At 55.1% G+C, this 25,812-nt stretch carries 18 protein-coding genes; 14 read left to right on the forward strand and 4 right to left on the reverse strand.

Annotated elements, in window-relative coordinates:
- Positions 1-81 precede the first annotated feature (81 nt).
- Positions 82-1,749 carry a glycerol-3-phosphate dehydrogenase/oxidase gene (locus tag IRJ17_RS08535; protein WP_173596642.1) on the forward strand — a complete coding sequence of 556 codons (1,668 nt, stop codon included), beginning with the start codon at positions 82-84 and terminating at the stop codon, positions 1,747-1,749.
- A gap of 13 nt (positions 1,750-1,762) precedes the next feature.
- Positions 1,763-2,317 (forward strand): glycerol-3-phosphate responsive antiterminator, encoded by a 555-nt coding sequence (locus IRJ17_RS08540; protein WP_122966389.1) that lies wholly within the window; start codon positions 1,763-1,765, stop codon positions 2,315-2,317.
- Positions 2,318-2,840: 523 nt separating this feature from the next.
- Here the strand turns inward: IRJ17_RS08540 and pdxR are convergent.
- A complete protein-coding gene (gene pdxR, locus IRJ17_RS08545) occupies positions 2,841-4,241 on the reverse strand; it encodes a MocR-like pyridoxine biosynthesis transcription factor PdxR (protein WP_242774290.1) in 1,401 nt (466 codons plus the stop codon).
- Positions 4,242-4,364: 123 nt separating this feature from the next.
- Here pdxR and IRJ17_RS08550 point away from each other — a divergent pair, with 123 nt between their 5' ends.
- The 9 genes from IRJ17_RS08550 to IRJ17_RS08590 all read left to right on the forward strand — a co-directional run bounded on the left by IRJ17_RS08550 (position 4,365) and on the right by IRJ17_RS08590 (position 18,047).
- Complete coding sequence (locus IRJ17_RS08550; protein ID WP_217022180.1) at positions 4,365-5,342, forward strand: proline dehydrogenase family protein; 978 nt, start codon at positions 4,365-4,367, stop codon at positions 5,340-5,342.
- 179 nt (positions 5,343-5,521) lie between these two features.
- Complete coding sequence (locus IRJ17_RS08555; protein ID WP_242774293.1) at positions 5,522-7,894, forward strand: DUF7408 domain-containing protein; 2,373 nt, start codon at positions 5,522-5,524, stop codon at positions 7,892-7,894.
- Positions 7,891-8,817 (forward strand): ABC transporter ATP-binding protein, encoded by a 927-nt coding sequence (locus tag IRJ17_RS08560; RefSeq protein ID WP_122966384.1) that lies wholly within the window; start codon positions 7,891-7,893, stop codon positions 8,815-8,817. Before IRJ17_RS08555 ends, IRJ17_RS08560 begins: the two co-directional genes overlap by 4 nt.
- On the forward strand, positions 8,814-9,707 hold the full coding sequence (locus IRJ17_RS08565) for an ABC transporter permease (protein WP_122966383.1): 894 nt from the start codon (positions 8,814-8,816) through the stop codon (positions 9,705-9,707). The genes IRJ17_RS08560 and IRJ17_RS08565 overlap by 4 nt, the downstream gene beginning before the upstream one ends.
- Positions 9,708-9,710: 3 nt before the next feature.
- Entirely contained in the window at positions 9,711-11,441 is a 1,731-nt protein-coding gene (locus IRJ17_RS08570) for a coiled-coil domain-containing protein (RefSeq protein ID WP_242774296.1), read from the forward strand.
- Between the two features lie 17 nt (positions 11,442-11,458).
- Complete coding sequence (locus IRJ17_RS08575) at positions 11,459-12,442, forward strand: AAA family ATPase (protein WP_122966381.1); 984 nt, start codon at positions 11,459-11,461, stop codon at positions 12,440-12,442.
- Positions 12,439-13,320: a DUF58 domain-containing protein gene (locus IRJ17_RS08580; RefSeq protein ID WP_242774300.1), complete on the forward strand. Its 882-nt coding sequence runs from the start codon at positions 12,439-12,441 to the stop codon at positions 13,318-13,320. The genes IRJ17_RS08575 and IRJ17_RS08580 overlap by 4 nt, the downstream gene beginning before the upstream one ends.
- A gap of 16 nt (positions 13,321-13,336) precedes the next feature.
- Positions 13,337-15,193 (forward strand): vWA domain-containing protein, encoded by a 1,857-nt coding sequence (locus IRJ17_RS08585; RefSeq protein ID WP_242774303.1) that lies wholly within the window; start codon positions 13,337-13,339, stop codon positions 15,191-15,193.
- Positions 15,183-18,047 (forward strand): VWA domain-containing protein, encoded by a 2,865-nt coding sequence (locus IRJ17_RS08590; RefSeq protein WP_242774305.1) that lies wholly within the window; start codon positions 15,183-15,185, stop codon positions 18,045-18,047. Before IRJ17_RS08585 ends, IRJ17_RS08590 begins: the two co-directional genes overlap by 11 nt.
- Before the next feature lie 47 nt (positions 18,048-18,094).
- Here the strand turns inward: IRJ17_RS08590 and IRJ17_RS08595 are convergent, their stop codons facing one another.
- Complete coding sequence (locus IRJ17_RS08595) at positions 18,095-20,350, reverse strand: multicopper oxidase family protein (RefSeq protein ID WP_242774313.1); 2,256 nt, start codon at positions 20,348-20,350, stop codon at positions 18,095-18,097.
- Between the two features lie 246 nt (positions 20,351-20,596).
- Between IRJ17_RS08595 and IRJ17_RS08600 the strand changes: the two genes are divergently transcribed.
- Both IRJ17_RS08600 and IRJ17_RS08605 read left to right on the forward strand, forming a co-directional pair.
- Positions 20,597-21,376, forward strand: coding sequence for a class I SAM-dependent methyltransferase (locus IRJ17_RS08600; RefSeq protein ID WP_173596652.1), 780 nt, complete (start codon positions 20,597-20,599; stop codon positions 21,374-21,376).
- Positions 21,377-21,514: 138 nt separating this feature from the next.
- Positions 21,515-23,230: a methyl-accepting chemotaxis protein gene (locus IRJ17_RS08605; protein WP_122966375.1), complete on the forward strand. Its 1,716-nt coding sequence runs from the start codon at positions 21,515-21,517 to the stop codon at positions 23,228-23,230.
- A gap of 84 nt (positions 23,231-23,314) precedes the next feature.
- Here the strand turns inward: IRJ17_RS08605 and IRJ17_RS08610 are convergent, their stop codons facing one another.
- Entirely contained in the window at positions 23,315-24,448 is a 1,134-nt protein-coding gene (locus IRJ17_RS08610; protein ID WP_217365106.1) for an ABC transporter permease, read from the reverse strand.
- Between the two features lie 2 nt (positions 24,449-24,450).
- Entirely contained in the window at positions 24,451-25,194 is a 744-nt protein-coding gene (locus IRJ17_RS08615; protein WP_063230827.1) for an ABC transporter ATP-binding protein, read from the reverse strand.
- 224 nt (positions 25,195-25,418) lie between these two features.
- On the opposite strand from IRJ17_RS08615, the gene IRJ17_RS08620 reads away from it, so the two are divergent.
- Entirely contained in the window at positions 25,419-25,805 is a 387-nt protein-coding gene (locus IRJ17_RS08620; protein ID WP_229049749.1) for a hypothetical protein, read from the forward strand.
- Positions 25,806-25,812: the final 7 nt, after the last annotated feature.

A 25,812-nucleotide genomic window follows, 5' to 3' on the forward strand; every position in this document is an offset into this window, starting at 1 on the left:
AAAAGGGCAATGGACAATGTCGTTGCTTCTTTTGGATATTGGCTGTTTTTTGTTTTTTCGTCAGAAAGGATGAGATCAACGATGAACGCTCAACGAAAATTGTCATCATTTACGCGTCAGGCATGTCTGGAAGAAATGGCGAGCAAGCGCCTCGATCTTTTAATCATCGGAGGAGGCGTCACCGGAGCGGGGATTGCCCTTGACGCCGCTTCGCGCGGACTTACCGTAGGACTGGTAGAAAAGCAAGACTTTGCCGCAGGTACGAGCAGCCGTTCGACCAAGCTCGTCCACGGAGGATTGCGTTACTTGAAGCAGGGCGATGTGCAGCTCGTGCGCGAGGTGGGCAGAGAGCGCGCCATTTTGTATCGCAATGCTCCGCACATCGTCATTCCGGAAAAAATGATCTTGCCGATCGTGGAAAAAGGGACGTACGGCAAGCTGGCTACGTCCGTCGGCTTGTACATTTACGACGTGTTGGCGGGCGTCGAGCGCAAAGAGCGCCGCATCATGCTGAACAAACAGCGGACGATGGAAGCAGAGCCGCTTTTGCGCACGGATATTTTAAAAGGCGGCGGACTGTACTTCGAATACCGCACCGACGATGCCCGTCTGACGGTCGAAGTCATGAAGACAGCGCGCGCGCACGGGGCTTTGTGCACAAACTACACGGAGGCAACCGAGTTTATTTACGAGAACGGCAAAGTGACAGGCATTCGTGCGAAAGATTTGCTGTCCGGCAGCGAATACGAGCTGTACGCGAAAAAAATCGTCAACGCCGCAGGCCCATGGGTCGATCAACTCAGGGAAAAAGACCGTTCCTTGTACGGCAAAAGACTGCACCTGACCAAAGGCGTCCACCTCGTTGTTCCGTACAACCGACTGCCGCTCAAACAATCCGTTTACTTCGATGTCTCGGACGGACGCATGCTGTTTGCGATTCCAAGGAATAACAGCACGTATATCGGCACGACAGACACGAACTACCAGGGAGTGCTGGAGCGCCCGACGGTGACGCGTGAAGATATGGAGTACGTGCTTCGCGCCGCCAACGAAATGTTCCCGACTGCCAAACTGACCGAGCAGGATGTCAGCTCCAGTTGGGCAGGGCTGCGACCGCTGATTCACGAGGATGGCAAATCGCCTTCCGAGCTGTCGCGCAAGGACGAGATTTTTTATTCGAATAGCGGGCTGATTACGATTGCGGGCGGCAAGCTGACCGGATTCCGCAAGATGGCAGAGCGCATCGTGGACGTAGTCGCCAAACAGTTGACGGCAGAAGAAGGAAGATCGTTCAAGCCGTGCCAAACGGACACAATCGTGCTGTCGGGCGGCGAGTTCGCCTCCGGGAAAATGATCCCTGCCTATGTGAAAAAGCAAGCAGAGCGGGTGCGCGATTTTGGCATCTCGGAAGAGCAAATTCGCGTTCTTGTAGGAAAGTTCGGCAGCAATAGCGAAAAAATAGTAACAGCGTGTCTTGAATACATTGCCAACAACGAGACACAGTCGGCGGCGGAAGCGCTGCTTTTGGCTGAGCTGCACTACGCACTGGAAGAAGAAATGGTCATGACTGTCAGCGACTTTTTGATCCGTCGCACAGGCCGACTGTTTTTTGAACGCGATTCATTGGAAAGCATATACCCGATGGTGGCCGACGAGCTGGCCAACAAGCTGCATGCGGACGCAGAGCAAAAAGACCGGGACTTGAAAGCTTTTGCCGAGGAATACCATCTAGCCAAAACATTTCAATAGGGGTGACTCCTGATTGGCCAACCAGATTAATCAGCCTATTCTTCCGGCTGCCCGAACACTGAAAGAATTTGACGAGCTGATGGAGACGTGCTACGAACGCATTATTTTGCTGAACGCCCATGTAGCGCAAGTAAAGCCTTTGGGCAAGCGGGCGAGAGCGTTTGGAAAAAAACTGCTCATTCACGCCGACCTCATCGACGGATTGAAGTCGGATGAGTATGCGATGGAATTTCTTGCGCAGGAAGTGAAGCCTGACGGAATCATCACGACGAGAAACAGTGTGGTTTTGGCCGCGAAGAAAAAAGGGCTGATTTCCATCCAGCGTCTTTTCCTGATCGATACGATGGCATTGGACAGCAGCCTTACGCAGCTGGAGCGGACGAAACCGGATTACGTGGAAGTGCTGCCGGGGATCATCCCGCATTTGATCGAGGAGATCATGGAGCGGACCCGTATCCCGATCATCGCAGGTGGCTTCATCCGTACGAAGGAAGACGTGGATCGGGCTTTGCAGGCAGGTGCGACCTCTGTCACTACCTCCCGCAGAGAGCTGTGGGCAAAATCATAGGATAACAAGGGCGAATCCAGCAAAAAGCCGGACATTCCAAGCGGGGAATGTTCCGGTTTTTTGCCTTTTGGCGCGACAGACGTCTTAGGCATGCAGCTGGGAAAGGTAGTAGAAAACATAGGTAGATACCTGATTTTTCCTCTGGGAAAGATAGTTGTCTATGCGGCTTTATCTCCTCTGGCATATATACATATAGTCATCCAAAAACAAGAGGAAAGAAGGCGACAGCATGAATTATCAAAGTTCGCAATGGCAGTCCTCGTATTCTTCTTCGACTGGGCAATCTTCCTATTATCCATGGCAGCGGGATGGTCAACGCCCTCCTGGCTGGGATCATCGCGGCGGAGGAAGCTCGCAAGGCTGGAACCACAGACGCAGATGTCCTGACCGTTGCCGCAACTGTCCGCCCCAATGCTGCGGCCGTCGTCATTGGTAATTTCTCTCTTAAAAAGAGCCAATCTTCCACATTAGCGGGAGATTGGCTTTTTTCAATGCGGGGCTGCATGGCTTGGTCCGTTGCAGGTCAACGGCTGAGAACGATTCCCATTCTGCGGACACCTTCTTCTATGCCGTCCTCGGAAACATTGCCGTACCCAATCACAATCTTGTCTTCATGCCTGCCTTTCCCAATCGCATGTTCCTCCACAGGGTAGACGCGCACGCCAGCAGCTTCCAGTGCAGTCAAGACATCCGATGTAAAAGAGATGCCGTCAAAAGCAGCGACGATGTGCAGCCCGGCAGCTTCTCCCCAGATGGTGGCGCGATCAGAAAACGTGCGGCGCAGCGCCTCTATCAGGCATTGGCGCCGTTTTTTGTACAGCTTTTTCATTTTGCTGATGTACTTTTCCAGATGGCCTTCCTCGATGAAGCGACCGAGAGCGAGCTGTTCGAGCGAAGGCGTGTGCAGGTCGGACAGCCATTTGGCTTTGTGATACCGCTCGACCAATGTTTCCGGCAGGACAAGGTAGCCGAGGCGCAGGCCAGGCGACAATATTTTGCTGAAGGAGCCGATGTAGATTACCCGCTCGGGGGCCAACCCCTGGATCGAGCTGATGGGCGGGCTCTCATAGCGAAATTCGCTGTCGTAATCGTCCTCGACGATGTAGCAATCGACTGAGCGCGCGTATTGGATCAGCTGGATTCGCCGCTGGATCGTCAGCGTAGTGCCGAGCGGAAACTGGTGGGATGGCGTCACAAAGGCAAAACGGGGTCTGCTGCCAGCGAGTGGCGAAGGCAGACTGTGCATGTTCATGCCGTACTCGTCAACGGGAACCGGACAAAGTCTGGCTCCTGTCGAGGTGAAGATCGACTGGATATCCTGGGTGATCGGGTCTTCGATGAGCACGCAGCTTTCGCGGTTCAGCAAAACTTTGGCAATCAAAGTAAGCGCCTGAGTCGCGCCGGAGGTCATGACGATTTGCTCAGGAGTGCATTGCACGCCGCGCGTCCGGTACAGATAGCGGCTCAGTACATCGCGTAGCTCAGCGCGTCCCTCGGGCCGATTGTAGCCGAAAGCCGACAAGGGGGCACCGTGGCACACCTGTTGTACGGTTTTGCCCCACAAGCTGCGGGGAAATTGTTCGAGCGCGGGAACGCCTGAACGAAAATCAATGAGGTGCTCCGGCTGATCGCCTGCCGAGGGGAGCGAGCGTTCCTGTCCGCGAGCGAACTGCTCCAAATAAATGCCTGCGGCGACAAAATAGCCCGAGCCTTGTCTGCTTTCGATATATCCTTCAGCGAAAAGCTGGTCGTAGGCTTCGATCGCGACATTTCGGGAAATGCGCAGCTCTTGCGCCATTTTTCGGGTGGAAGGCAGCTTGAAGCCGGCTGCCCAGTCGCCGCGCAATATTTTGTCGCGAAATTCTGTATAAATTTGCCGGGTCAAAGGAATCGGCTTGTCCCGATCGATGGGCACCCATAGCATGGCGAATGCGCCTCCTTTCCAACTGGTCCTGTCCAAACAGGCCCAAACTGGATCTGATCGTCTCCAGCTTATCATGTTAGGGTGAGGGAAGAGAAGATTGCCCAGTCAAAGGAGAGAGTGCATGTGAACAACCAGGAAAAGCAGACTGCCCACGTATTGAAAACAATCGCCCGGGATGAGAGCATCAAGCAATTTGTCCAAAGCACACCCCAGTTGTACAAGCTGCTTTTATCCGCCGCGAAGCGCTATGTAACAGGCGAGACTCGTGAAGAAGCGATGCATGTTGCCGCCAGATTAAAGCAGTGGGGCTATCAGACATCCATCGAGTACATCGGGGAAAATACGCTGGACGAAGCAACGGCACAGCTTGCCAAGCGGGAATTTTTGCAGGTAGCGAAAGACTGTTCCCGGCTGGACACCGCTGCCAACATTTCGTTTGATCTCTCGCATCTGGGGCTGTTGATTCAGCCGAAGACCGCGCTGGAACACGTAAAGGAAATGGCGGAATGCGCCAAAGCGCACGGGCAGTATTTGATGATCAGCATGGAAGAGTCAGAGAAGACCGAGGCGATTTTGCAAATGTACGAGCGCCTGACAGAGCGCCACGCTAACGTAGGCATCACGCTTCAGGCCCATCTGCACCGCTCCGTGGACGATCTCAAGCGACTGCTGCATCTGCCGGGAAAAATTCGCCTCGTCAAAGGAGCGTTCCAGGAGCCGCAACAACTGGCGCTGCCGAGGTCGCCGGAGCTGAACGAGCGGTATTTGCAACTGGCTGAGCGGTGCGTGGAGGCTGGTCACGAGTGCGCATTGGCAACGCATGACCAGGCGATTGTGGCTGCCCTCTGTGAGCGAGGTTACTTGCAGCGGCCGAATGTGGAACTGGAACTGCTCTACGGCGTGCGGCCCGAATTGGCCCGCGAGCTGCGCAAAAAGGGGCTGCCCGTGCGGGTGTATTTGACGTATGGAACCGAGTGGTACTTGTACTTGTGCCACAGGCTTGCCGAGCATCCGGCGCATGTGCATCAGGCAATCGCGGACATGTTCGATCCGACCCGGATTCGCGATTCCGAGTACGACACAACCAGAGTCGAAGCATGAGACGAAAAGCTGCCTCCTTTCCGTGCGGGGCAGCTTATTGCATACACTCCACCTGCGATGAAGGCCAATCGTTCCCCTTTGCAAAATTAACTGTAGCTTTTTTCCCGTCAATCGCGTCTTAATTTGTATGAAAAAGACGAATAGACTGCAAACGAATTGACCATGGAGGTATTGAGGGAATGAAAATGGTGAAGGGCAAGCGATGGCTGCTTTCCATGTTCGCGCTCCTGTTGCTGCTGGTGTTGGGACCTGTGCACCAAGGGGCGGTCGCTCTGGCAGAGGGCACGATCCAGCTGAGGGTGAGCGCAGGGATCGATGGCGCGTACAAGGAAGCAGGGCAAGTGCCGATTGTGGTGACTGTAACAAATGGAGGCGCCGATACGGAAGGCAACCTGATGGTAGCGACGGGGAACAGAGGGAACAACCAGTATTCCGCCGCCTATTACCAGCCAGTGTCGATAGCCAAAGGCGTGACCAAGCAAGTAACGATCATGGTGCCTGGTTCAGAGCTGTACAACAGTACGTATGTAGCCATGATGGTAAACGACAAGATCGTAGCGCAAGCGCCCTTGAATGGTCAAAGCTACAGTAACGATATGGTAATGATCGGGGTGCTGGGGCAAAACGCAGATACCGCGAATTTCCTCTCGGCGCTGCCGCGGGATATGTTTCCGAATTCGGCGAAAGCAGTGCCGATGAAGCCGGAGAATGTTCCGACTTCGGGCGTGCAGCTGCAAATGCTCAACATGCTGATCCTGAACAATTTTGCCCTGGATTCGTTGAATGAGCAGCAAATTCAGGCGATACGCGACTGGACAAAAGCCGGGGGCAAGCTCGTTTTGGCAGGTGGTGCCCAGTACAAGAAAACCGCAGGAGCGCTCGCTGACCTTTCTCCTGTGGAAGTGACCGGGACTACGAGCGTGACTTCGCTGGCCAACTTGAAGACGGATAAAACGAAGCCCGTTGAGCTGACGGCTCCGTTTACGGTCAGCAACGGTACAGTAAAAGCCGGGAAAGTGCTGTACAGCGAGGGAACAATCCCGCTGTTTGTCGTACATAACGTAGGGGAGGGCAAAGTGCTGTACGCAGCCTACGATCTGGCGGAGGAGCCTGTCGCCAGCTGGGCCGGGAACAGCCGCTTCTGGTCTGACCTTTTAATCAAAGCGTTTGGTTCCTCGCTCGGCGACTTCAAGTCGTCTTCGCTTGACGGCATTTGGCCGCTGCGCGAAGCATCAGATATGAATCCGGACCTGAAAATTCCGGAAGTAAGCTGGTTTGCCCTGTTGTTCGGGATATATGCCCTGATTGCCGGACCTATTTTGTTTTTCATTTTGCGGGCATGGCGCAAACAAAGCTACATGTGGGGCATCGTGCCAGCTTTGGCGATTCTCACGGGGATCGGGATTTTCTCGTTTGGCGCTTTGCAGCGTGGTACGGGCGTCCTCGTCCATCAAGTGAGCTTCGTCCAGCTGCAAAACGATGGACAGGCAAAAGTAAACGGGCTTACCTCCTTTTTTGTGCCAAGAAACGGTGAGTATCGCCTGACTGTAAAAGGGCAAGGACAAGCCCAACCGCTTGCAGATCGGGAGCGGACAGATGTGATTCCTAAAATCTGGACTTCCACCCAGGCGGTTCAAACGGATATTCAGTTCCGCGACGTAGAATTTTGGTCGACGCGCAAAGTGGCGACAGAGCATACGATTTCCGATGCAGGCAGCTTTGAGTCGAACTTGTCTTACAAAGAAGGAGCCTTAACAGGAACGGTTACGAACAAGACCAAGTTTGCCCTGCGCGATTTGACGATTTTTTCCGGTAACCAAGTGCAGGAAATTAGCGAGCTGGCACCTGGAGCAAGCATTGAAGTCAATCTGCCGTTCCAGCCAGCAGCCCAGGCGAGATGGAGCAATCGTCAATCGTACGCTACGACGGCGCTGCCTGCGCATCTGCGCTCCATTCAAACAGAGCAGACGCGTGAGCAAGTCATGATCGAAATGCTGGAAATGACTGATCGCAGAAACAATCAGAACGAAATCGTGAGAATCGCAGGCTGGACCAATCAGTCGGTTGTCGATGCTGTCGTGCAAAACGAAAACACCAAGCTGGAGAGCCTTACACTAATTACTTCCGAACTGAAGGTGCAGCCTTCCAAAGACGGACATGTCTACTATCCGACAGGTACATTCGATGTCACGATGTCGGGCAGCTCCGTTCCGGTTGGCGATGAAGGGGACGGCTACCGCTTGCCGGCAGGAGACATTACCTTTGACTTCAATCTGAGTCAGGAAAACAAGAAGCTGAAGATCACAAACGTGTATTTGTACACCTGGTCGGATGACAACACGCCATTTTCCAAGGAAGTGTACAACTGGAAGGCAAAAGCTTACGAGCCGTTTGAAAAAGCGTTCAACAACACCGTCATGTCAGGCGACAAAGCTGCCCTGTATGTGTCGGCAGAAGGCATGATGCGCATCAAGTTTGCCCATCAGCTGCCTGATGAACGCCATATCGGCATTCCGAATGTGAGCGTGGAAGGGAAGGTGAGCCAGCAGTGATCCAAATTCGCAATTTGCAAAAGAGCTACGGGAAAATGCAGGCGTTGAAGGGCCTGACAATGGACATTGAAAAGGGCACGGTTTTCGGTTTCGTCGGTCCGAATGGGGCAGGAAAATCTACGACCATGTCCATTTTGGCTACCTTGCTTGCCCCCACGAGCGGCAAAGCGTACGTGGGCGGCTATGAGGTGACGAGTCACCCGAAGGAAGTCCGCAAACTGATCGGCTACATGCCGGACTTTTTCGGCGTCTACGACAACTTGACGGCAGAGGAGTACCTGGACTTTTACGGTGCGAACTACGATATTCCGGCTGCGGAAAGAAAACAGATCATTCCGCAACTGCTCGATCTGGTCAATCTCAGCCACAAGCGCGACGCGTACGTTGATTCGTTGTCGCGGGGGATGAAGCAGCGGCTTGGGCTGGCCCGCTCCCTGGTGCACAACCCGGAAGTGCTGATTCTCGACGAGCCCGCCTCCGGTTTGGACCCGCGGGCGCGGATCGAGCTGCGCGAGATTTTGAAGGAACTGCGCGATATGGGGAAGACGATCATCATCAGCTCGCACATTTTGCCTGAGCTGGCAGAGATGTGCGATGTCATCGGGGTGATTGAAGAAGGGAATCTCGTCGCATTTGGACGAGTCGATGAGATTTACGCGAAAATGCAGGAGCAGCGCGTGCTGCGCATTCGCTTGACTGGCCAGCTTGAGGAAGCGATGACGCGGTTGCGTGAAATGCCTGTGATCACGAGCGTAACGCGCGAAGGAAGCTGGGTTGTCGCCGGGTTTGCCGGAAACGACGAGCAGCAGGTGGAGCTGTTGCGGGAACTGACGACAGCTGGTTATCCGGTGGCAGCCTTCAACGAAGCGGTGGGCGATCTGGAAGACATCTTTTTGGAAATTACGAAAGGGGTGGGCTCATGAACGTCCTGAGAAGATTGCGCAACCCTGTGTTATTCAACGAATGGAAATTGCGGATGCGGACGAACCGCGCCCCGTGGATCATTTTGTTTTACTTGCTGGTGTTGGGAACTATGACGTTGCTCGCCATCTTTTTCATGACGAATGGCGGTAGCTACTACAAGCCTGGCGAGACGCGGGAGCTGTTCATGATGCTGTCGATCTTTCAACTCGGCATGATCGGCTTTCTCGTTCCGGGTCTGACCGCCGGCGTAATCTCGGGAGAGCGCGAACGGCAGACGCTGAGCATCCTGCTGACGACAAACATAAGCGCCACGAGGCTGATTTTGGGAAAATGGCTGGCTTCGCTCAGCTTCATGATGTTTCTCGTGTTCGCCACCATCCCGCTGTACGCGATTGTCTTTTTGTATGGCGGGGTGTCTCCGCTGCAACTGATCAAAGTGTTCGGCTTCTACGTCGTTACCATGCTGGTAGTCGGCAGCATCGGCGTACTTATATCGACCTTGATCAAACGGACGGGAATTGCCACGGTCGTCAGTTATGCAGTCGTATTCGGTGTGGCGATCGGCACAAGCGTGCTGGCGGAAATTATTCGCCAGTTCATCCGTTATCAAAATCGGATGAATCAGGTGACTTCTCCGCCGAACTCCATCTGGCCCGATCTGTTGCACAGCATCAATCCGGTGTTTGCCATGCTGAACATTTTTGAAGAAGGGCCTGTCCAGGATTTGAGCAGCTTCACCAACGCCCAGAGCTTTTGGGCGAATGTCGATCCATTTTGGAATTACTGCCTGTTTTATGGGGGATTGACTGTTGTCTGCTTGTTGCTTGCGATTTACTTCATCCAGCCTGTGCGCGGACGGAAGCGCAAGGCGTCAGCCGGGGAGCAGTAAGCCATGTTTACCGCGAAACCGGACAATGAGCTGAAGTCGCTGCTGAAGCCAGTGCGCAGAAAGCTGCAAAACCAGGTACTGATCCAACAAATCACGTTGTACGGCTTGTGGGGGGCGGGGGGAAGCGGACTGCTTCTCCTCGCTGCCCGTTTTTGGCCGATCCCGTATTACGCGTGGCTGGCGGTAGCCATGTTTCCTCTAGGGCTGGCGATTGGCTGGATGAGCACGAAGTGGCGACAAACGACTTGGCAAAAGAGTGCGCAGGCGGCAGACGGCAACGGGCTTGCCCAGCGTGTGGAAACGGCGTGGGAGCATCGCGAAAGCACCTCCTCCGTCGCGGTCATGCAGCGGGAAGATGCGCTGCGGCATTTGCGCAAAAACTTGCCGGATATTATCGAGAGCATTCGCGTTTGGGCCGGGCTGAAAAACAGGTTGTTCGTCACAGGCGGTTTGCTTTTGCTGTGCTTGCTGCTCCTGGTTTGGCCCAATCCGCAAGATGTGCGGCTTCTTCAGATGGAGCAGGCAAAACAGGCAATCGCCAAGGTGGAAAAAGAAATCGAGGAAATCAAGGCGAAAACGAAAGCAAATGAAGGGTTGAGCGAGGCTCAGAAGAAACAGCTGGAAGAGATGCTGGAGCAAGCGAAGAAGAGCATCGCCAAAGCAGGCGATCCCGCCGGACGGCTCAACGCGCTGCGGGCGGCAGAAAAGCAGCTGGAAAAACTGCGGGCAGCGGAGCAGAACAAGACAGCATCGCTGCAAAGCTTGCAACGCAGTCTCGGCAGCCAGAAGTCGACAAAATCAGTGGCCGACGCGTTGGCCAAAAGCGATCGCGAAGCATTGAAAACGGCGCTTGCCGAGATGGCAAAAGAGCTGGAAAAGATGAAAGAACAGGAGCGGGCTGATCTGGCCCGGGAACTGGAAAAAGCCGCAGAACAGTTGAAAAAGGATGCGGAATCCGCCAATGCGCAAGAGCTGGCGGATACGGCCAACCAACTGGCACAGGCCGCCAAGGAAATCGCAGCCGGGCAAGACCCGGAAGCGATGAAGGCGCTGGAAAACAGCCTGCTGCAAGCGATGGGAGCAACCCAGCAGTCCCAGCAGGCGATGCTCGCGGCCTCCCAGGCGGCAGCTTCGCTCAATCAGTCGCAGATGACGCTGGCAAGCGCCGCAGCTGCCGGAAGCAATAACGGGGCGAGTGGAACCGGAGCAGGCCAGGCAGTCCCTGCGTCGACTACCCCGGGAAACAACCAGGCAGCAACGGGCAGCGGAGCGTCAGCCAATGCGAACGCTGCGGCCAATCAGACGAATCAGGCGAATCCGCCTGCAAACGGCAACACAGGAGCAGGTCAAGGCAACGGCTCAGGAAAAGGTGCCGGGAACGGTGCGGGAAATGGTTCGGGAAATGGCGCCGGAGCAGGCGGCGGAAGCGGAAACGGAAACGGTCAAGGGCCGGGAGGCGGACTGGGCGCAGGAAAGCACGAGCTGGTCACGATTCCGACCAGCCGCATCGGCGGGGAAAATGGCCCTTCCGAAACGGTAGGCGGCCCTTTGGGAGCAGGTCCTTCCCAGTCGCAGCAAAGCAGCCAGACACAGGTGACCTCCGGCGGAACGCTGCCGTATGAGGAAGTGTACGGCCAGTACGAGCAGTTCGCCCGCGAGAGCATGGAAAAAGGCACGATTCCCGGCGACTATCAAGATATCGTCAAAGACTATTTCAGCAAAATTGAGCCTTAGAAAAGGAGGGCGCGGCTATGGCACAGCAAACGCTAGAAGATTGCTTGCAGAGAGTAGAGCTAGTCAGACAAGAGATCGGAAAAGTATTGGTGGGACAAAAAGACGTCGTCGAGCAACTTTTGTGGGCGGTGTTCGCGGGAGGCCATGCTCTCTTGGAGGGCGTACCCGGTCTGGGGAAGACGCTGCTCGTGAAAACTTTGTCGCAAGCTTTTGAACTGTCTTTTCAACGCATCCAGTTCACTCCTGATTTGATGCCGACTGATATTACAGGGACAAACATTCTTCTCGTGGACGAGACGGGGCAGCAGTCGTTCCAGTTCCAGCACGGACCGATTTTTGCCCATGTCGTACTCGCCGATGAAATCAACCGGGCAACACCGAAGACGCAGAGCGCGCTGCTTGAGGCGATGCAGGAGCGCACGGTTTCCGCAGGGGGCGTCACTCGACCGCTGCCTGCGCCGTTCTTCGTTTTGGCGACACAAAACCCGCTGGAGCAAGAAGGGACTTATCCGCTGCCCGAGGCCCAGATGGACCGCTTTTTGCTGAAAATCGACGTGCCGTACCCGACAGCTGACGAACTGAAGGCAATCGTACAGCGCACGACGACCGGGCAAGCGATTCCGGTAGAAAAGGTGGCATCCGGCGAGCAAATCGGGCAAATTCAGCAGGCCGCCCGCGACATTTTGGTGGCAGATGCGGTGCTGGACTATGCTGTCAACTTGCTGCTTGCGACTCACCCTGGCGAGCGGGCTGTCGCTTCTGTCAATCAGTACGTGCGAAACGGGGCAGGGCCGCGCGGGGTGCAGGCAATCGTCTCCCTGGCAAAAGTGCGGGCGCTGCTTTCCGGGCGCTACAATCTCGCCTACGAGGACGTGGAAGCGGTAGCTTTGCCAGCCCTTCGCCATCGCATTTTCCTCAATTTTGAAGGCGAGGCGAGCGGAGTGCGGGCCGATCAGATCATCCGCGATATTTTGGACGCGCTGTCGGGGCAGAAAGCATGAGTCAGCACCTGCTTGACCCGGCATGGCTTGCCAGACTGGAACGGATGCAGCTTGCCACCAGGAAAGCCGTCAGCGGCAGCCATGCGGGAAAGAGACGGGCCAGACAGCTGGGCAGCTCGATGGAGTTTGCCGACTTCCGGGCGTACGTGCCGGGAGACGACTTGCGCCAGCTGGATTGGAATGCGTATGCGCGCTCCGGCAAGCTGTTTTTGAAAAAGTATTTGGATGAAACCGAGCTTCACGTGAGCTTGTATATCGATTGTAGCCGCTCCATGGGCTACGGGCAGCCGAGCAAGCTGTCGCGCTCGGTGCAGATTGCCGCGGCTTTGGGGTACTTGTCGCTGTGCCACCTCGATCACGTATCCGTCTACGCATTCGATCACCGCATCGTAGCGTCCTTGCAAGGGTTGCAGGGCAAAGGTCAGGCGCATCGGCTGCTTTCCTTTTTATCGGCGATCGGGGAAGGCGGCCCGGGGGATTTGCATGGCGCACTCCGCCAGCCTGGAGCAGTTCGCGGCAAAGCAGGTATTTCGATCGTGCTTTCCGATTTTTTGTTCCCGGACGGCTACGCGGAAGGGCTGGCCTACTTGCAGGCGGCGCGGCAAGAGGTGACGCTTGTACAGGTACTTTCCCAGGAGGAACGGCAGCCGGATTACGCAGGCGAGCTGCGGTTGATCGACGCCGAGACCGGACAGGCAAAAGAAGCATCGATGACTGCCTTGTTGCTGGCCGAGTACGCGAAAAGCTTGCGCGATTTTCGCCAGGAGCTGGCTGCTTTTGCTTACGGAAGAGGCATCGCTTACACAGAGATCGAAGCGGAGCAATCGCTGGAATCGGTCGTCTTTCACGTATTTCGGCAGGCGGGCATGATTCGCTAGAGAGGAGAGAGACTTCATGCAGTGGATGGGACTTTCCAGCATCTGGTTTGCACTGATCATCCCGGCCATCATCGTCCTCTACCTGCTCAAAAGAAAAGTAGAGGATCGCGTCGTGCCGAGCACGCTGCTTTGGCAGCGAACGTTGCAAAACTGGGAAGCGGTGCGGCCATGGGAAAAGCTGCGGCGCAACTTGCTATTGTTCCTGCAACTGCTGGCGGCATGCTTGCTCGTTCTGGCGCTGACCAGACCAGCTATGCCAACGGAAGGGATCACGGCTGACCACACCGTGCTTGTCGTCGATACATCAGGCAGCATGCTGGCAAAAGAGGGCGAAGAGACGAGGCTGTCACGAGCCGTCTCCGAAGCGAAGGCGCTGGTCGAGAAGCTCGGCAGCGCTCAGACGATGACCGTGATTGCCGCCGGGAGCGAGCCGAATGTGCTGGCGTCCAAAAGCGCCGACAAAACCGAGCTGACAGCGGCGCTGCAAAAGCTGACAGCCAACATGGGAACGTCTGACCCGCTGTCTGCGCTGTCGCTGGCGGGAGCGATCGCGGCGAATGAACCGGGAAGCGGCGTCATCTGGATCGGGGATGGCAATGTGGAGCGCAAGCTGACGACCCAGTCATTGTCCGCCTCGTCCGCAAGCTTTCGCTTCATGCAGATGGGGAGAACGCGTGAAAATGCGGCGATTGCCGCATTTGTGACACAGGCCGGGCCAAACGGTGTCGAAGCCCTTTTGCGCATCGATAACCATGGCAGCGCCCAGTCGCGAGGAACCGTCACGATTTTTGATGACAAAGGCAAGCTGCTGGACACGAACCAGTTTGCCATCGAGACAGCAGGTTCCGGGACGTTTTCGTTCACAGAGCTGCCTGTCTCGACTGCCTATCGCGCTGTCATTGCGCCGGAGCAGGACGGCTTGCCGCAAGACAATGAAATCTGGAGCGTGCCATTTGCGGCGAGCAAAGGAAAAGCCGTGCTGTACACTCCAGCGGGCAATCGCTTTTTGCATCAGGTCATGCAGACCGTTGGCAGCCTGGTGGTGGAAACCGTTCAGAACGCTCCCGGACCGAATGCCGAGGCGCGCGATTTGTGGGTGTTCGACGGCGAAGTGCCGGACAAGCTGCCGCAGGGCAATATTTTGCTGATCGCGCCAGACAGGAAAACGGATTGGCTGCCGCTTGCAGGCGAGCAGGAGCTGGAGCAGGGACCGCAAGCCGTCTCCGCAGATGATCCGATGCTCAAATACGTGGATTGGCGCGAGGTGCATATTGCCAAAGCGGCGGTTTTAGGCGAAATGCCCGGGATGAAGACACTCGTGCGAGCTGGTGACGCGGATTTGGTCAAGGCAGGCGTGATCGACGGCAGGCGCATCGTCGTGTTTGCTTTTGACTTGCACGATTCTGATTTTCCGTTGCGCCCGGCTTTTCCCATTTTCATGCAAAATGTTGTGAACTGGCTGTCGCCAGCGCAAACGGCACCCATCGCCACCAGTCATCCGGGAGAGAGCCTGAGTATTCCGCTCACGCCGGGGGCAACGGAGAGAAGCTTGACGTATCCCGATGGTCAGCGGCAAGCGATCAAGGCAAACGGAACGGTCTTGACGATACAGGTGCCGGAGCAGATCGGCTTGTACAAACTGGACGAGACATTGGACGCGGGAGCTGTGAGCAAGTATTTTTCCGTGCGCCTGAGTGAGAGCGAGTCGGATATTACGCCAAAAACGCTCAGTGTTGCCAGTTCGCAGGCTGGACAAGGCGAAGCAGAGCAGCAAAGAGCGGGTACAGGCACGCGGGAGTTGACGTACTGGCTGGCAGCGCTTGTGCTCTTGGTTTTGCTTGTGGAATGGAGGGTGTACCAACGTGGGTATTAACTTTACACAGCCGTGGCTTTTGCTGCTTTTGTTGCCTGCTGCCTACCTCGTGATCCAATGGTGGCAAAAGCAAAAGCAGATGCCCGCAAGCAGAAAAACCGTTATTGCCACCCTTCGTTTCGTTTTGTTCGCGCTGCTCATTTTCGCGTTGGCAGGGACGCAGCTGCTCACGCCTGTTCAAGCCAAGACGGTTGTTTTTGTCGTGGACCGTTCAGCCTCGATGAAGGACGATCCGCGGGTGCTCTCGTTTTTGCGAGACGCTATCGGACAAAAGCGTGCGGAAGACAAGTATGCAGTCGTTGCCGTCGGAGCTGACGCCGTTGTCGACCAGCCGTTGACATCGCGCGAAGAGCTTGCGCCGCTGGGAGTCGAAGTGAACCGCAACGCGACGAATCTGGAAGAAGGAATACGGCTTGCGGCGGCGATGATTGGGAGCAACACGAGAGGCAAAGTCGTGCTGCTCACCGATGGAATCGCGACGAACGGCGATGCTTCCCGGCAAACGAAGCTGGCGCAAGAACGCGGCATCAGTGTAGAGGCTGTGTCCTTGCAGCAGCCGCAAGGAGACGAAGTCGTTCTCTCGTCTGTGCAAGTTCCGCAAAGGTTGTACGCCGGAGAAGAGTATGCGATCACAGTCGATGTGGAGAGTTCGCTTGCCACAGAAGCGACGCTGCGGTTGTACGAAGGCAACCGAGCAGCTGGTCAGCAAACGGTGCAAATCGATAAAGGAAAAAACCGCTTTGTCTTTTCGCAAAAAGCGATGGAGCAAGGCTTTCACCGTTATCGGGTGGAAATCGAGCCTCGCCAGGATACCGTTCAGGCGAACAATCAGGCAACGGCTTATACCCAGGTAGCCGGAGCGCCTGTCGTCCTCGTGCTGGAAGGACATCCGGGCGCGGCGAAAAATCTCGTGCAGGCGCTCCGGGCAGGCGGGATGCAGGTCGAACAGCGCGAGCTTGCGCTTTTGCCCAAGGAGCTTGCGGGCTACAAGCAATACGCGACGATCGTGTTGTCCGATGTGTCCGCTACCCAAATGAGTGACGCTGACATGGAGCGCATGAGGACAGCGGTGCGCGATCTGGGGCTGGGGCTGATTATGACCGGAGGAAGCGAGAGCTTCGGAATGGGCGGCTGGTTCCAGACGCCGATCGAAGAAGCGCTTCCGGTGCATATGGATTTGCGCGGAAAACAACAGCTTCCTTCTCTCGGGCTGGAACTGGTGATCGACAAATCCGGCAGCATGAGCTCAGATGCCAGAGGTGTCGATAAAATGGAGCTGGCGAAGGAAGCCGCGATTCGGGCTACGACCATGATGAATCAGCAAGATTCCATCGGAGTCATCGCGTTTGACGGTGATCCGTGGGAAGTGGTTGCCCCGCAGACCGTCGCCAACAAAGAAGAGATTCACCAGCAAATCGGCCGCATTCGCGCCGATGGCGGAACAGATATTTACCCCGCGCTGCAGCTGGCGTACGATCGGGTGAAACAGATGAATACGCAGCGCAAGCACGTGATTTTGCTGACGGATGGACAGTCAGGCATGCAGGATGACTACCAGGGGCTATTGCAGCAAATGACCTCCGAAAATATTACGGTGTCGACAGTCGCGGTGGGAGATGATGCGGATCATACGCTTTTGGAAATGATCGCGAAAACAGGCAATGGCCGCTATTACTTTGCCAATGACGCCGAATCGATTCCGAAAATTTTCAGCAAGGAGACGGCACTGGCCAGCCGGACATTCATCGTCGAAAAGCCGCAAATTCCCGAAGTGACAGGAGCCGGCATGTGGCCGAGCTTGCAGCAGGCATTGCCGCCGCTAAGGGCGTATGTGGCGACAACAGCCAAACAGACAGCGGAGACGTCACTGATGAGTATGGATGACGACCCGATTTTGACCCGCTGGCAGTACGGGCTGGGACGCGCTGTTGTCTGGACGAGCGATCTCGAAGGCAAATGGGCGCCTGACTGGGTGAGTTGGGGTGGCACTGGCCGTCTGTGGAATGAGGTAGTCGCCTGGACATTCCCGCAAATCGCGGAAGGAAAGTGGAAAGCGCGGACAAGCCTGGACGGAGCTGCGGGCAGTGTAAAAGTGACGATGCCTGCCGGGGCAAGCTTGCCGCAAGAGCTGGAGGCGGTTGTCCTCAACGAGAAAATGCAGCGGGAGATCATCAAGCTCAAACCGATTGCCCCAGGGGTTATGGAAGGCAAGTTCGAGACGGCAGACCCCGGCACGTACATGATCCAGATATCCGAAAAGAGTCAGGGACGCGTACTCGCGAGTCAAACGACAGGACTGACCGTATCTTACTCTCCCGAATACGGAATGTCGCGGGATGGAGAAACAGAGCTGCGCACCTGGCTGCTCGCAGGTGGCGGCAAACAGATCAGCGAACCGCAGGAAGTCTACGGCGGTCCGTTTCCCGCCAAGTGGGACACGCAATCCATCGGGGAGTGGCTGTTGATGCTTGCGGCATTGCTTTTGCCAGTAGATATTGCGGCGCGCCGCTTGCAACTGCCCGATCAATGGTGGACAAGGCTCGCGGGCCTGTGGCGCAGATCAGCATCGCCTGCAACAGCCGGGTCGCAGCCGCAGCAAACGGTATGGACGCAGCTGTCAGACAGACGTTCCGCGACCCAGCGTTCGCGTTCAGATGCCCCGGCGCACATTCGCAAAGACAGTGATTTGACTGCTTTCCAAGCAAAAGGCACGGCCAAGACCGTGCAGGAACCGTTGAAAAACAGACCAGCAGCGGTATCGGGACAACAGCCGCCGTCCCGCGAGGAACAGCAAGATTCGGATGATACGCTCAACAGGCTGCTCGCGGCGAAGAAACGTCGAAGCAAACCGTGAGCAGCGAAAAAGCAGCCCGGTACATGGCCAGGCTGCTTTTTCTTCTATTATTCGGGATGATTGCGGGTAGCGCGACCTGCTTCGTAGGGAGTGGTTACTCCTTCGTACAAAAGATGCATGCTCATGCCAAGCGCGGCGTGATCCTGATTGTGGCAATGGTCCATCCAAAGGCCGGGATTGTCAGCGCGAAAGGCGACTTCGTATGTCTCGCCCGGCGCTACATTCAGCGTGTCCGTCCACCAGGGACTTCCTGTAGTCTGTCTGCCGTTGCGTGTGAGGACGAGCATGTGATGACCGTGAAGATGCATCGGGTGATCCATGAAGCTGCGGTTGACGAAAGTCATTTTCACCAGGTCGCCCTCCTGGACGAGCATCATCGGCGTGTCGGGAAACACCTCGCCGTTTATCGTCCACAGACCGTCGATGCGGCCATCGTACATCCCGAAGGCGACATCAAACAGCAGAACGTATTCGCGATCGTACGATGTGGCGAGATCAAAAGGCAAAGGCAGCGGAGCGCCGTAGCGAGCAGGATCGAACAGCGGCAAGTCTGCTTGCAGGTTCGGCAAGGCATCGCCTCCGTCCGGGCTGAGCAGCAATCCTTTGCCGCGGTTTTTGCCTTGGGTCGCTTGTGTGAACAAGACGGGGCGATTCGGCATGGTAAAGGAGACGTCATATCTCCCTCCGGCAGCAAGCTTCAGCGCTTGGTTGGCAAGCAAATTCGGCTCGTTGACTTCGTTTCCGTCAATGGCGCTCACTTGAAAAGAAGTGCCGAGGAGCTGATAAGTGACGGGCAGGTTTTCCGCGTTGATGAAACGAAGTCTTACAGGAGTACCAGGGGCAACCGTTTGCTTGGCAAGCATGTCTGCGCCATTCAGCGTCGGTCCCTCTCCTTTTGGTTTGTGATGAATGAGGGCAAGATCGCGGATGGCAGGCTCTGACCGAGATGCATTTGCATTGGCAGCAGGCTCAATCACCATAGCGCCAAAAAGCCCTTTTCGCACCTGGACAGAGGCTTGCTGATGCGAGTGGTACCAAAAGGTTCCGGCTTGCTCGGCGCGAAAGCGGTAGACGTGCTTTTCGCCAGGAAGTACAGCGTCCTGTGTCGCTCCGGCTACGCCATCTTCGGCGTTGGGAACGTTCAGACCGTGCCAGTGAATGGTGACGCCATCAGCGATATCTTTGTTTTCCAGGACGATCTCAACCAGCTCGCCTTGCTTGAGCCGCAGCTCTGGCCCGGGGTATTGCCCGTTAAAGGTCCAGGTTTCCAGCGTATTTCCGGAAGGCAGCCGAATCGTCGCTTTTTGTGCCGTCAATGCGAATTTTCGATCTGCCGTGCCCGCACGCGGCCCGGTCAAGTCCGCTACGCTGACCGTTTTGGCATTCGACGAGGGCGCAGTGCCGCTGTCCGGCGCATGACTAGCGTGCGAATGGTGGGCAAGTTGCTTTGTGCTTAGCCCAGTATCGACGTTCGTGTGACTGGTCATGTTGAACTGTTCCGGAAGCAGGCTGGCTTGAAGGGCCTGACTGCCAAACGCGACAAGTCCGGTGGACAGGACCATGAATACACCCGTTGCCCGCAAAAAACGAAAAAGCGGCGCAGGGCGCTTCCATTCTCCGGGGTGGGAGCAACGCTGCTGCTGCCATGATTGAACGATCCAGAGAGCTGAGGTGGCAGCCACCATTACCACCCAGGCGACGAGCAGCGTGGATGGCTCCAGCGTGACAGCAGGGAAGGTAAGCTGCAGGTAGCAGGCTGTGACACTGCCCAGAACGGCAAGCTGCAAGGGAACGATCAGTTCAGGCGCCGAAACCATTTTTCGGAGATGTTCATCCACCCGCTCATGATCTGTAGTGTAAAAAGGGTCTGCTTGCCGCAAAAGACTCATGTCTGCTGAAGCAACCTCTTGCGCAATCAGAGACATGTCGGGATTATCGACAATATAAGATGGCTTGTTGCTGCATCTGCCCAGCTTTGCTGCCAGGTCCAGCAAGCGGGGAAGCGAGAAAAAAAGCACGCAAATAACAGGGACAGCGATCAGCGGGAGAAAGCCGATTGTTTTGTCCTTTATGTAAAGCCAACCGAATGATTGAAAATACGCCCAGGTCAAAAGCAGTTGTCCGGCGAATACAGACAGCGATATCCAGACAAACAGCAGAGTCAAGCGGGTCTTTCTTGCAAGCGCTCGTTTGGTTGGCTGATAGACGAGCGTATGGGCGATAAGGGCCGGGATGAGTGTCGTGAGGACCAGAACGAGAAACAAGCCTTGGTGGGTTCCGGCGAGCACCGCAAAATCTGCCATAAATAATTCCTCCCGTGAACAGTTCCATTCTTACATGATAGAGAGCATCGCTGATCAGCCAAACGTACTGGGGCAGTATTTTCCCTCCGCCTCGGGACGGATACATGTGAGTGAAAGGAGTGCAGAAGGCATGTCTTTTGACTTTTTCGAGACATAACAACGCTCGGAACGCTGTCGTTCTCCACCTGGATCATCGTCATCCAGCCAATTCGAGGCAAACGACAGAAACAGGAGGAGACATCAATCATGGAACAAAGAACAGCATGGGAGATTTTCAAGCGAGAGGTAGAAGCGCCATTTGCCGGATGGAATTTTCAGCGGCTCACCCAGACAGGGAGAATGCAGGAAGCTCCGCTGACCTGGAATTATGCGAGTATCGTCAAAGCGCTGATGAACGGGATTGACTCGATGCTCGATATGGGAACAGGCGGGGGAGAACTGCTCGCTTCCTTGCAGCCGCATCCGGCGAGAACGTTTGCGACAGAAGGATACCAGCCCAACGTAGGAGTAGCCCGGGCCAATCTTGCGCCACTGGGCATCGAGGTGGTCGAGGCGGACGGAGAAGATGTGCTGCCATTCGCGGATCGCACTTTTGATCTGATCATCAATCGTCATGAATCGTATTTGCCGAGTGAGCTGTCGCGCTTGCTGAAACCGACCGGGACGTTCGTAACCCAGCAGGTCGGCGGGCAGGACAACCTGGAGTTGAACCGTTTGCTCGGAGCGCCGATTCCTCCCGATTATTTGCACTGGAATCTGGCTTTTGCAGCCGCCGAGCTACAGGACGCAGGCTTTGTCATTTTGCAGCAAAAAGAGGAAATGAGCTTCACCCGTTTCTATGACGTCGGGGCAATCGTCTACTATTTGAAGGCGATCGAATGGCAGATTCGCGACTTCGCGGTAGAGCAATACGCGGAAGCGCTGCTTGCTTTGCAAAAGAAAATGGAGCCGATCGGCTATGTGGATATTCCTAACCATCGTTTCATGATTTTGGCAAAATTAGGGTCATATTCAGTTAATAAATAGGCTCCTTTTTGTCGATAAGACAAATAGGGAGTTCAGTACAAAAGCGCCCTTTGAGGCGTTTTTTGTTTGAAGAAACTTCTGTGGGGGAATTATCGATCTATTAATCTATCGTACAGAGAAAAGGGGAAGTGAGAAAGGATGAACAAGAGCTTGGCTAGTCGGGTGGTCGCGCTCGTGGCTGTGATTGTCGTTTTGACGATGGCAGTCAACGTCTTCATGATCAATCAAAACAGCGCAACCACGATCGAACGGACGCTTTCACGCTCAAGTATTGGAACCGCGATGCATGTAGCGGCAGGCATCGATACAGAGAAGCTCGCCAGTTTCTTGGCCAAGCCCGAGAAAAATGACGAGTACATGTCCATCCAAAAGACGCTGAAAGAGTACATGGACAAGACGGGAGCGCTATACGTATACATTCTCCAGGCAGATGGAGAGAAGGTCAAAATCATGGCGGACGGCATGGTCGAGGATAGCTTCACGATCGGACAGCCTACGACTTCGACCACCTTTGCAGACATCGCGCCCGTGCTTCAAGGCGGAACGAGCAATACGCCCATCGTCAATGATCCGGTTTACGGTTCGTATCTGAGTGCGTTTGCACCGATCCAGGACAAGTCCGGGCAAGTTATGGCTATTCTCGGTGTCGATACCGCTGCGGAAAAGGTCGAGCTGATCAACGAGCTTGTACTGAGTGAAACGATGCCGCGCATCATTATTTCCATGGCGGCGGTGACGATAGTCGCTTTGATTGCGGTCTACTTCGTGGTGAAAAGAATGCTGCGTCCGCTGGGAATCGTACAGGAAGCCTCGGCGAGGATCGCTGGAGGCGATTTGACAGACGCGAAGATCGCCGTCACGAAGCGAAATGATGAAATCGGCCGGATCGTTGTCGCTTTTAGCGAGATGACAACACAGCTTCGCCAAATTATCGGCGGCGTCAAGGAGACGACAGAGCGCATCGACAATATGGCTGTTTCCATTCGGGAAGGCGCTTCCTCTGTTCGCGAGCAAAATAAAAATATCGTGGTTACGAGCCAGGAGATCGCATCTGGCAATGAACAAACGGCAACGGCGATGGAAACTACCGTGCAAACGGTTCAAGAATTTTTGAGCGAGCTGTCCGAGCTGAACAGCGCGATCGAAGCGATGGATGCTGTCTCTAACCAGGTAGCTGACATCGGCCAGAGCAGCTACACAGTATTGCAGGAGTTTTTGGCTGACGGAACGGAAACGAACAACCAGTTCCACGATGTCCAAAACACGATGATGATTTTGGAGGAAAAATCGCGCCGAATCAATGACGTAATTGAAACGATCCAGCAAATTGCAGGACAGACGAACTTGCTCGCGCTGAACGCTGCCATCGAGAGCGCCCGGGCCGGGGAAGCAGGTCGCGGCTTTGCCGTGGTTGCAGACGAGGTGCGCAAACTGGCTGAGCAGACAGGAGCGGCAACGCTGGTCATTCAGGAGAGCATCAAGGACATCCAGGATCAGGTGAAGCAGGCAGCCGAAAAAACGAACGGAACTTTGAACCGTTACAATGCCGGAACACAGCGCCTCGATTCGGTGGCAAAAGGAATCACCGAGCTGTCCACGATGACGAACACGCTCAAAACTTCGCTGGCCAATGTGATTGCAAGCGTTGAAACCATGAAGCACGGTCAAAACAAGGTGAACGAATCCGTATTGACCGTAACGGCGATTTCCGAACAGACAGCCGCTGCGACCGAAGAGGTGTCGGCTACAATTCATGACGTCAGCGGCAACGTGGACCAGTTTGTCGTCGAAATTCAGGACGTTACCGAAAGCATCCAGGAGTTGCGCAGAAAAGTGGATACGTTCCGCTTGTAAGCTTTGCCCGAAACAAAACAGCCCTTCGCACTGGCTTTCTTGCCAAGCGAAGGGCTGTTTTTGTTGGCAGCGAAAAGGTGCTGGTTACCACAAAAGTACGGCGATGTGCACGACGCCCTGAAACAGCAGCAAGGTCGAGCGCAGCCAGACAAATGCGCGCTTTTGCTCGGAAGGCGGAACAGGGAAAAGCTGGTGGCTGGCTCGCTTGCCTTGTTGTCGCCAGATGCCGCCCAGCTGACTTGCTGTCATCAGCAGCAAGAGAGCGGCAGCAATCGCTTTGGCGTACAGGTTCGGCAGGACGAGAATGACGATGATGCCCAGGCAGACGAGGCGGGCGTAAATCCCGGCGTAATCCCCGGAGCGAATGAACGTCCGGGCGTACAAATGACGCGCCGTATGAGCCGGACTGTAAGGCAGAAGCTGCGCCAGGCGGGTCAGCCAAAAGCGCGGCTTCACCTGATGCTGCAAGGCAGGAACGTCCCGGAAGTTGTTCATGATCTGATAAAACCGCTGACGCAACCCGTTTTCCATCGCCAGCAGCCGATACCATTTGAGCGGATGCTGGGCCTGCACTTTGCGCATTTGCCGATGGAGCCAGACAAGCAAAAGGGCGCTAAGGACGGCCCCACAAGGCACATATCCAAAAGTGAGAAATTGCCCCGCACTGAAAATCCAGGCAAGAATCAGATAGGACAGCAAAAAGCGGGCGGCAAAGAACAGGCGCTGTGCTTGGACGGCAGGCAGGCGCAAAAAAATCCAGCTGCTGTGAACATTCCAGCCCTTCAGCAAAAACGGAATCAGCCAGTACAGCCAGAGCTGTATTTTGTCCGCTCCCGCAGCATTTGTGTACATAGGGAAGAGCAAGAGAACCAGCACAAACAGTCCCACGCTTTGGACGAAAAAGTTATAGACCTGCGCCCGGCGAAAATAGCCAGCGAGCCGCGTCTCGTGCGGAGTGAGGAAAATCAGGTCTGCTTCCAGCAAAAAGGTGCGGTGCGGACTGCGCGTCACCACGATGGCCATAACCAGTGCCAGTGCGTGGACGAGTGGAAACCAGGCCGGAATCAGTTCGATTATGCTGCGGTAGTACATGGAGATCAATCCGGCAAGGAAAACGGCGACAAACAAGACACCGCCATTGGCCATGTATTGCGCGTATTTGATGAACTCTGTGGAAAAGGCGTGCAATCTTTTTTGAAACAGCTGCTCCATATCCATCTTCACTGTTTTTCATCCTCTACGATATGTAAGTAGATGTCATCCAACGAATGGTTGGTCAGACCTGTGAACTGGCGAAGCTCTGCAAGCGTGCCCTGGGCCTTGATTTGTCCTTTGTGGAGCAGGATAAAACGATCGCAATACTTCTCTGCGGTCGCCAAGATGTGTGTAGACATGAGGATGCCAGCCCCTTGCTCCTTGCAGCGCTCCAGCCAGGTGAGCAAAGAGCGTATCCCGAGCGGATCAAGACCAAGGATCGGTTCGTCGACGATATACAGAGGCGGCTGGACGAGAAGCGCCATCATGATCATCAATTTTTGCCGCATCCCTTTGGAGAACTGCTGCGGAAAACGGTTTTTCATTTCCTCCATGCGAAATTCTTTGAGCAGGACGGAAGCTCGCTGGTCAAGCTGCTCTTTTGTCAAACCGTGGCTCATCGCCATCAGCTCGATATGCTCCCAAAGTGTCAGTTCCTCGTAATAGATGGGAGATTCCGGGATGTAGCCGTAAGAGAGCCGATAGTGGTCGGGATCGGATTGAAAGGTTTGGCCTGCAATGTGGATAGAGCCTTCCAGCGGCTGCAAAAGACCCAGAATATGCTTAATCGTCGTGCTTTTCCCTGCTCCGTTCAGTCCGATCAAGGCGACGATTTCGTGAGCATGAATATCAAAGGAAATATTTTGGATGACGGCACGGCTCGGGGAGTAGCCGCCCGTTACGTTGTTGACTTCCAGCAAGGCTTTCATAAGTTCCTCCTTCTCGCCAAAGCAAATGGCAATCGGTCATCCCCCTATTGTAGCCGAAAACCCAGCTTTTTGGAAAAACGCTGTGCACAGCCTTTTTTGCTTGCGGGTGAAGAGGAAAGGGATAACCGTACAAGCAATGGCTGACTGCGCAACATAAACCATTATTACAAAGGACGGAGGAGGTGGAACCTATGACGCCGGGGCAACAGGACAACCAAAGAGACATGGACTTGCAAATGCAGCGCATCTACCAGAAACTGGACAAATTCGAAGAGAGGATCGACCAGCTTGAGGGACAAATGACAGTCGCAACAAAGTGGTTGGAACGCATAGAACACAGATTAGAACGCATGGAAGACGTACGCATAGATTTGTTGCAAGCGATCGCGAAGCTACAGACGGAGCTGAAATTGAGAGAAGAAAAAGCAAACAAAGAGAAAGATATCATCATGCAGCTACTGAACAACGACAATCGGGACAAAGAAAATTTGGCACAGATGATCGAAGGAGACAGAAGCAGAAAGCAAGAGCGCTTTTTACAAATATGGGCGGTTTTAGGTCCCGTCCTTGCCTCCGTTCTCACCTCTCTTTTTGCACGGTTTTTCATGTAAGGTGACA

Origin of the sequence: Brevibacillus parabrevis, assembly GCF_022701015.1 — a bacterium.
In the GTDB taxonomy this organism is placed as follows: Bacteria; Bacillota; Bacilli; order Brevibacillales; family Brevibacillaceae; genus Brevibacillus; species Brevibacillus parabrevis.

Coding starts and splice junctions, on each gene's coding strand:
- IRJ17_RS08585 (WP_242774303.1), top strand. CDS start 13,337: ATGCAGTGGATGGGACTTTCCAGCATCTGGTTTGCACTGATCATCCCG.
- IRJ17_RS08580 (WP_242774300.1), top strand. CDS start 12,439: ATGAGTCAGCACCTGCTTGACCCGGCATGGCTTGCCAGACTGGAACGG.
- IRJ17_RS08615 (WP_063230827.1), bottom strand. CDS start 25,194: ATGAAAGCCTTGCTGGAAGTCAACAACGTAACGGGCGGCTACTCCCCG.
- IRJ17_RS08620 (WP_229049749.1), top strand. CDS start 25,419: ATGGACTTGCAAATGCAGCGCATCTACCAGAAACTGGACAAATTCGAA.
- IRJ17_RS08605 (WP_122966375.1), top strand. CDS start 21,515: ATGAACAAGAGCTTGGCTAGTCGGGTGGTCGCGCTCGTGGCTGTGATT.
- IRJ17_RS08600 (WP_173596652.1), top strand. CDS start 20,597: ATGGAACAAAGAACAGCATGGGAGATTTTCAAGCGAGAGGTAGAAGCG.
- IRJ17_RS08565 (WP_122966383.1), top strand. CDS start 8,814: ATGAACGTCCTGAGAAGATTGCGCAACCCTGTGTTATTCAACGAATGG.
- IRJ17_RS08570 (WP_242774296.1), top strand. CDS start 9,711: ATGTTTACCGCGAAACCGGACAATGAGCTGAAGTCGCTGCTGAAGCCA.
- IRJ17_RS08595 (WP_242774313.1), bottom strand. CDS start 20,350: ATGGCAGATTTTGCGGTGCTCGCCGGAACCCACCAAGGCTTGTTTCTC.
- IRJ17_RS08535 (WP_173596642.1), top strand. CDS start 82: ATGAACGCTCAACGAAAATTGTCATCATTTACGCGTCAGGCATGTCTG.
- IRJ17_RS08610 (WP_217365106.1), bottom strand. CDS start 24,448: ATGGATATGGAGCAGCTGTTTCAAAAAAGATTGCACGCCTTTTCCACA.
- pdxR (WP_242774290.1), bottom strand. CDS start 4,241: ATGCTATGGGTGCCCATCGATCGGGACAAGCCGATTCCTTTGACCCGG.
- IRJ17_RS08555 (WP_242774293.1), top strand. CDS start 5,522: ATGAAAATGGTGAAGGGCAAGCGATGGCTGCTTTCCATGTTCGCGCTC.
- IRJ17_RS08575 (WP_122966381.1), top strand. CDS start 11,459: ATGGCACAGCAAACGCTAGAAGATTGCTTGCAGAGAGTAGAGCTAGTC.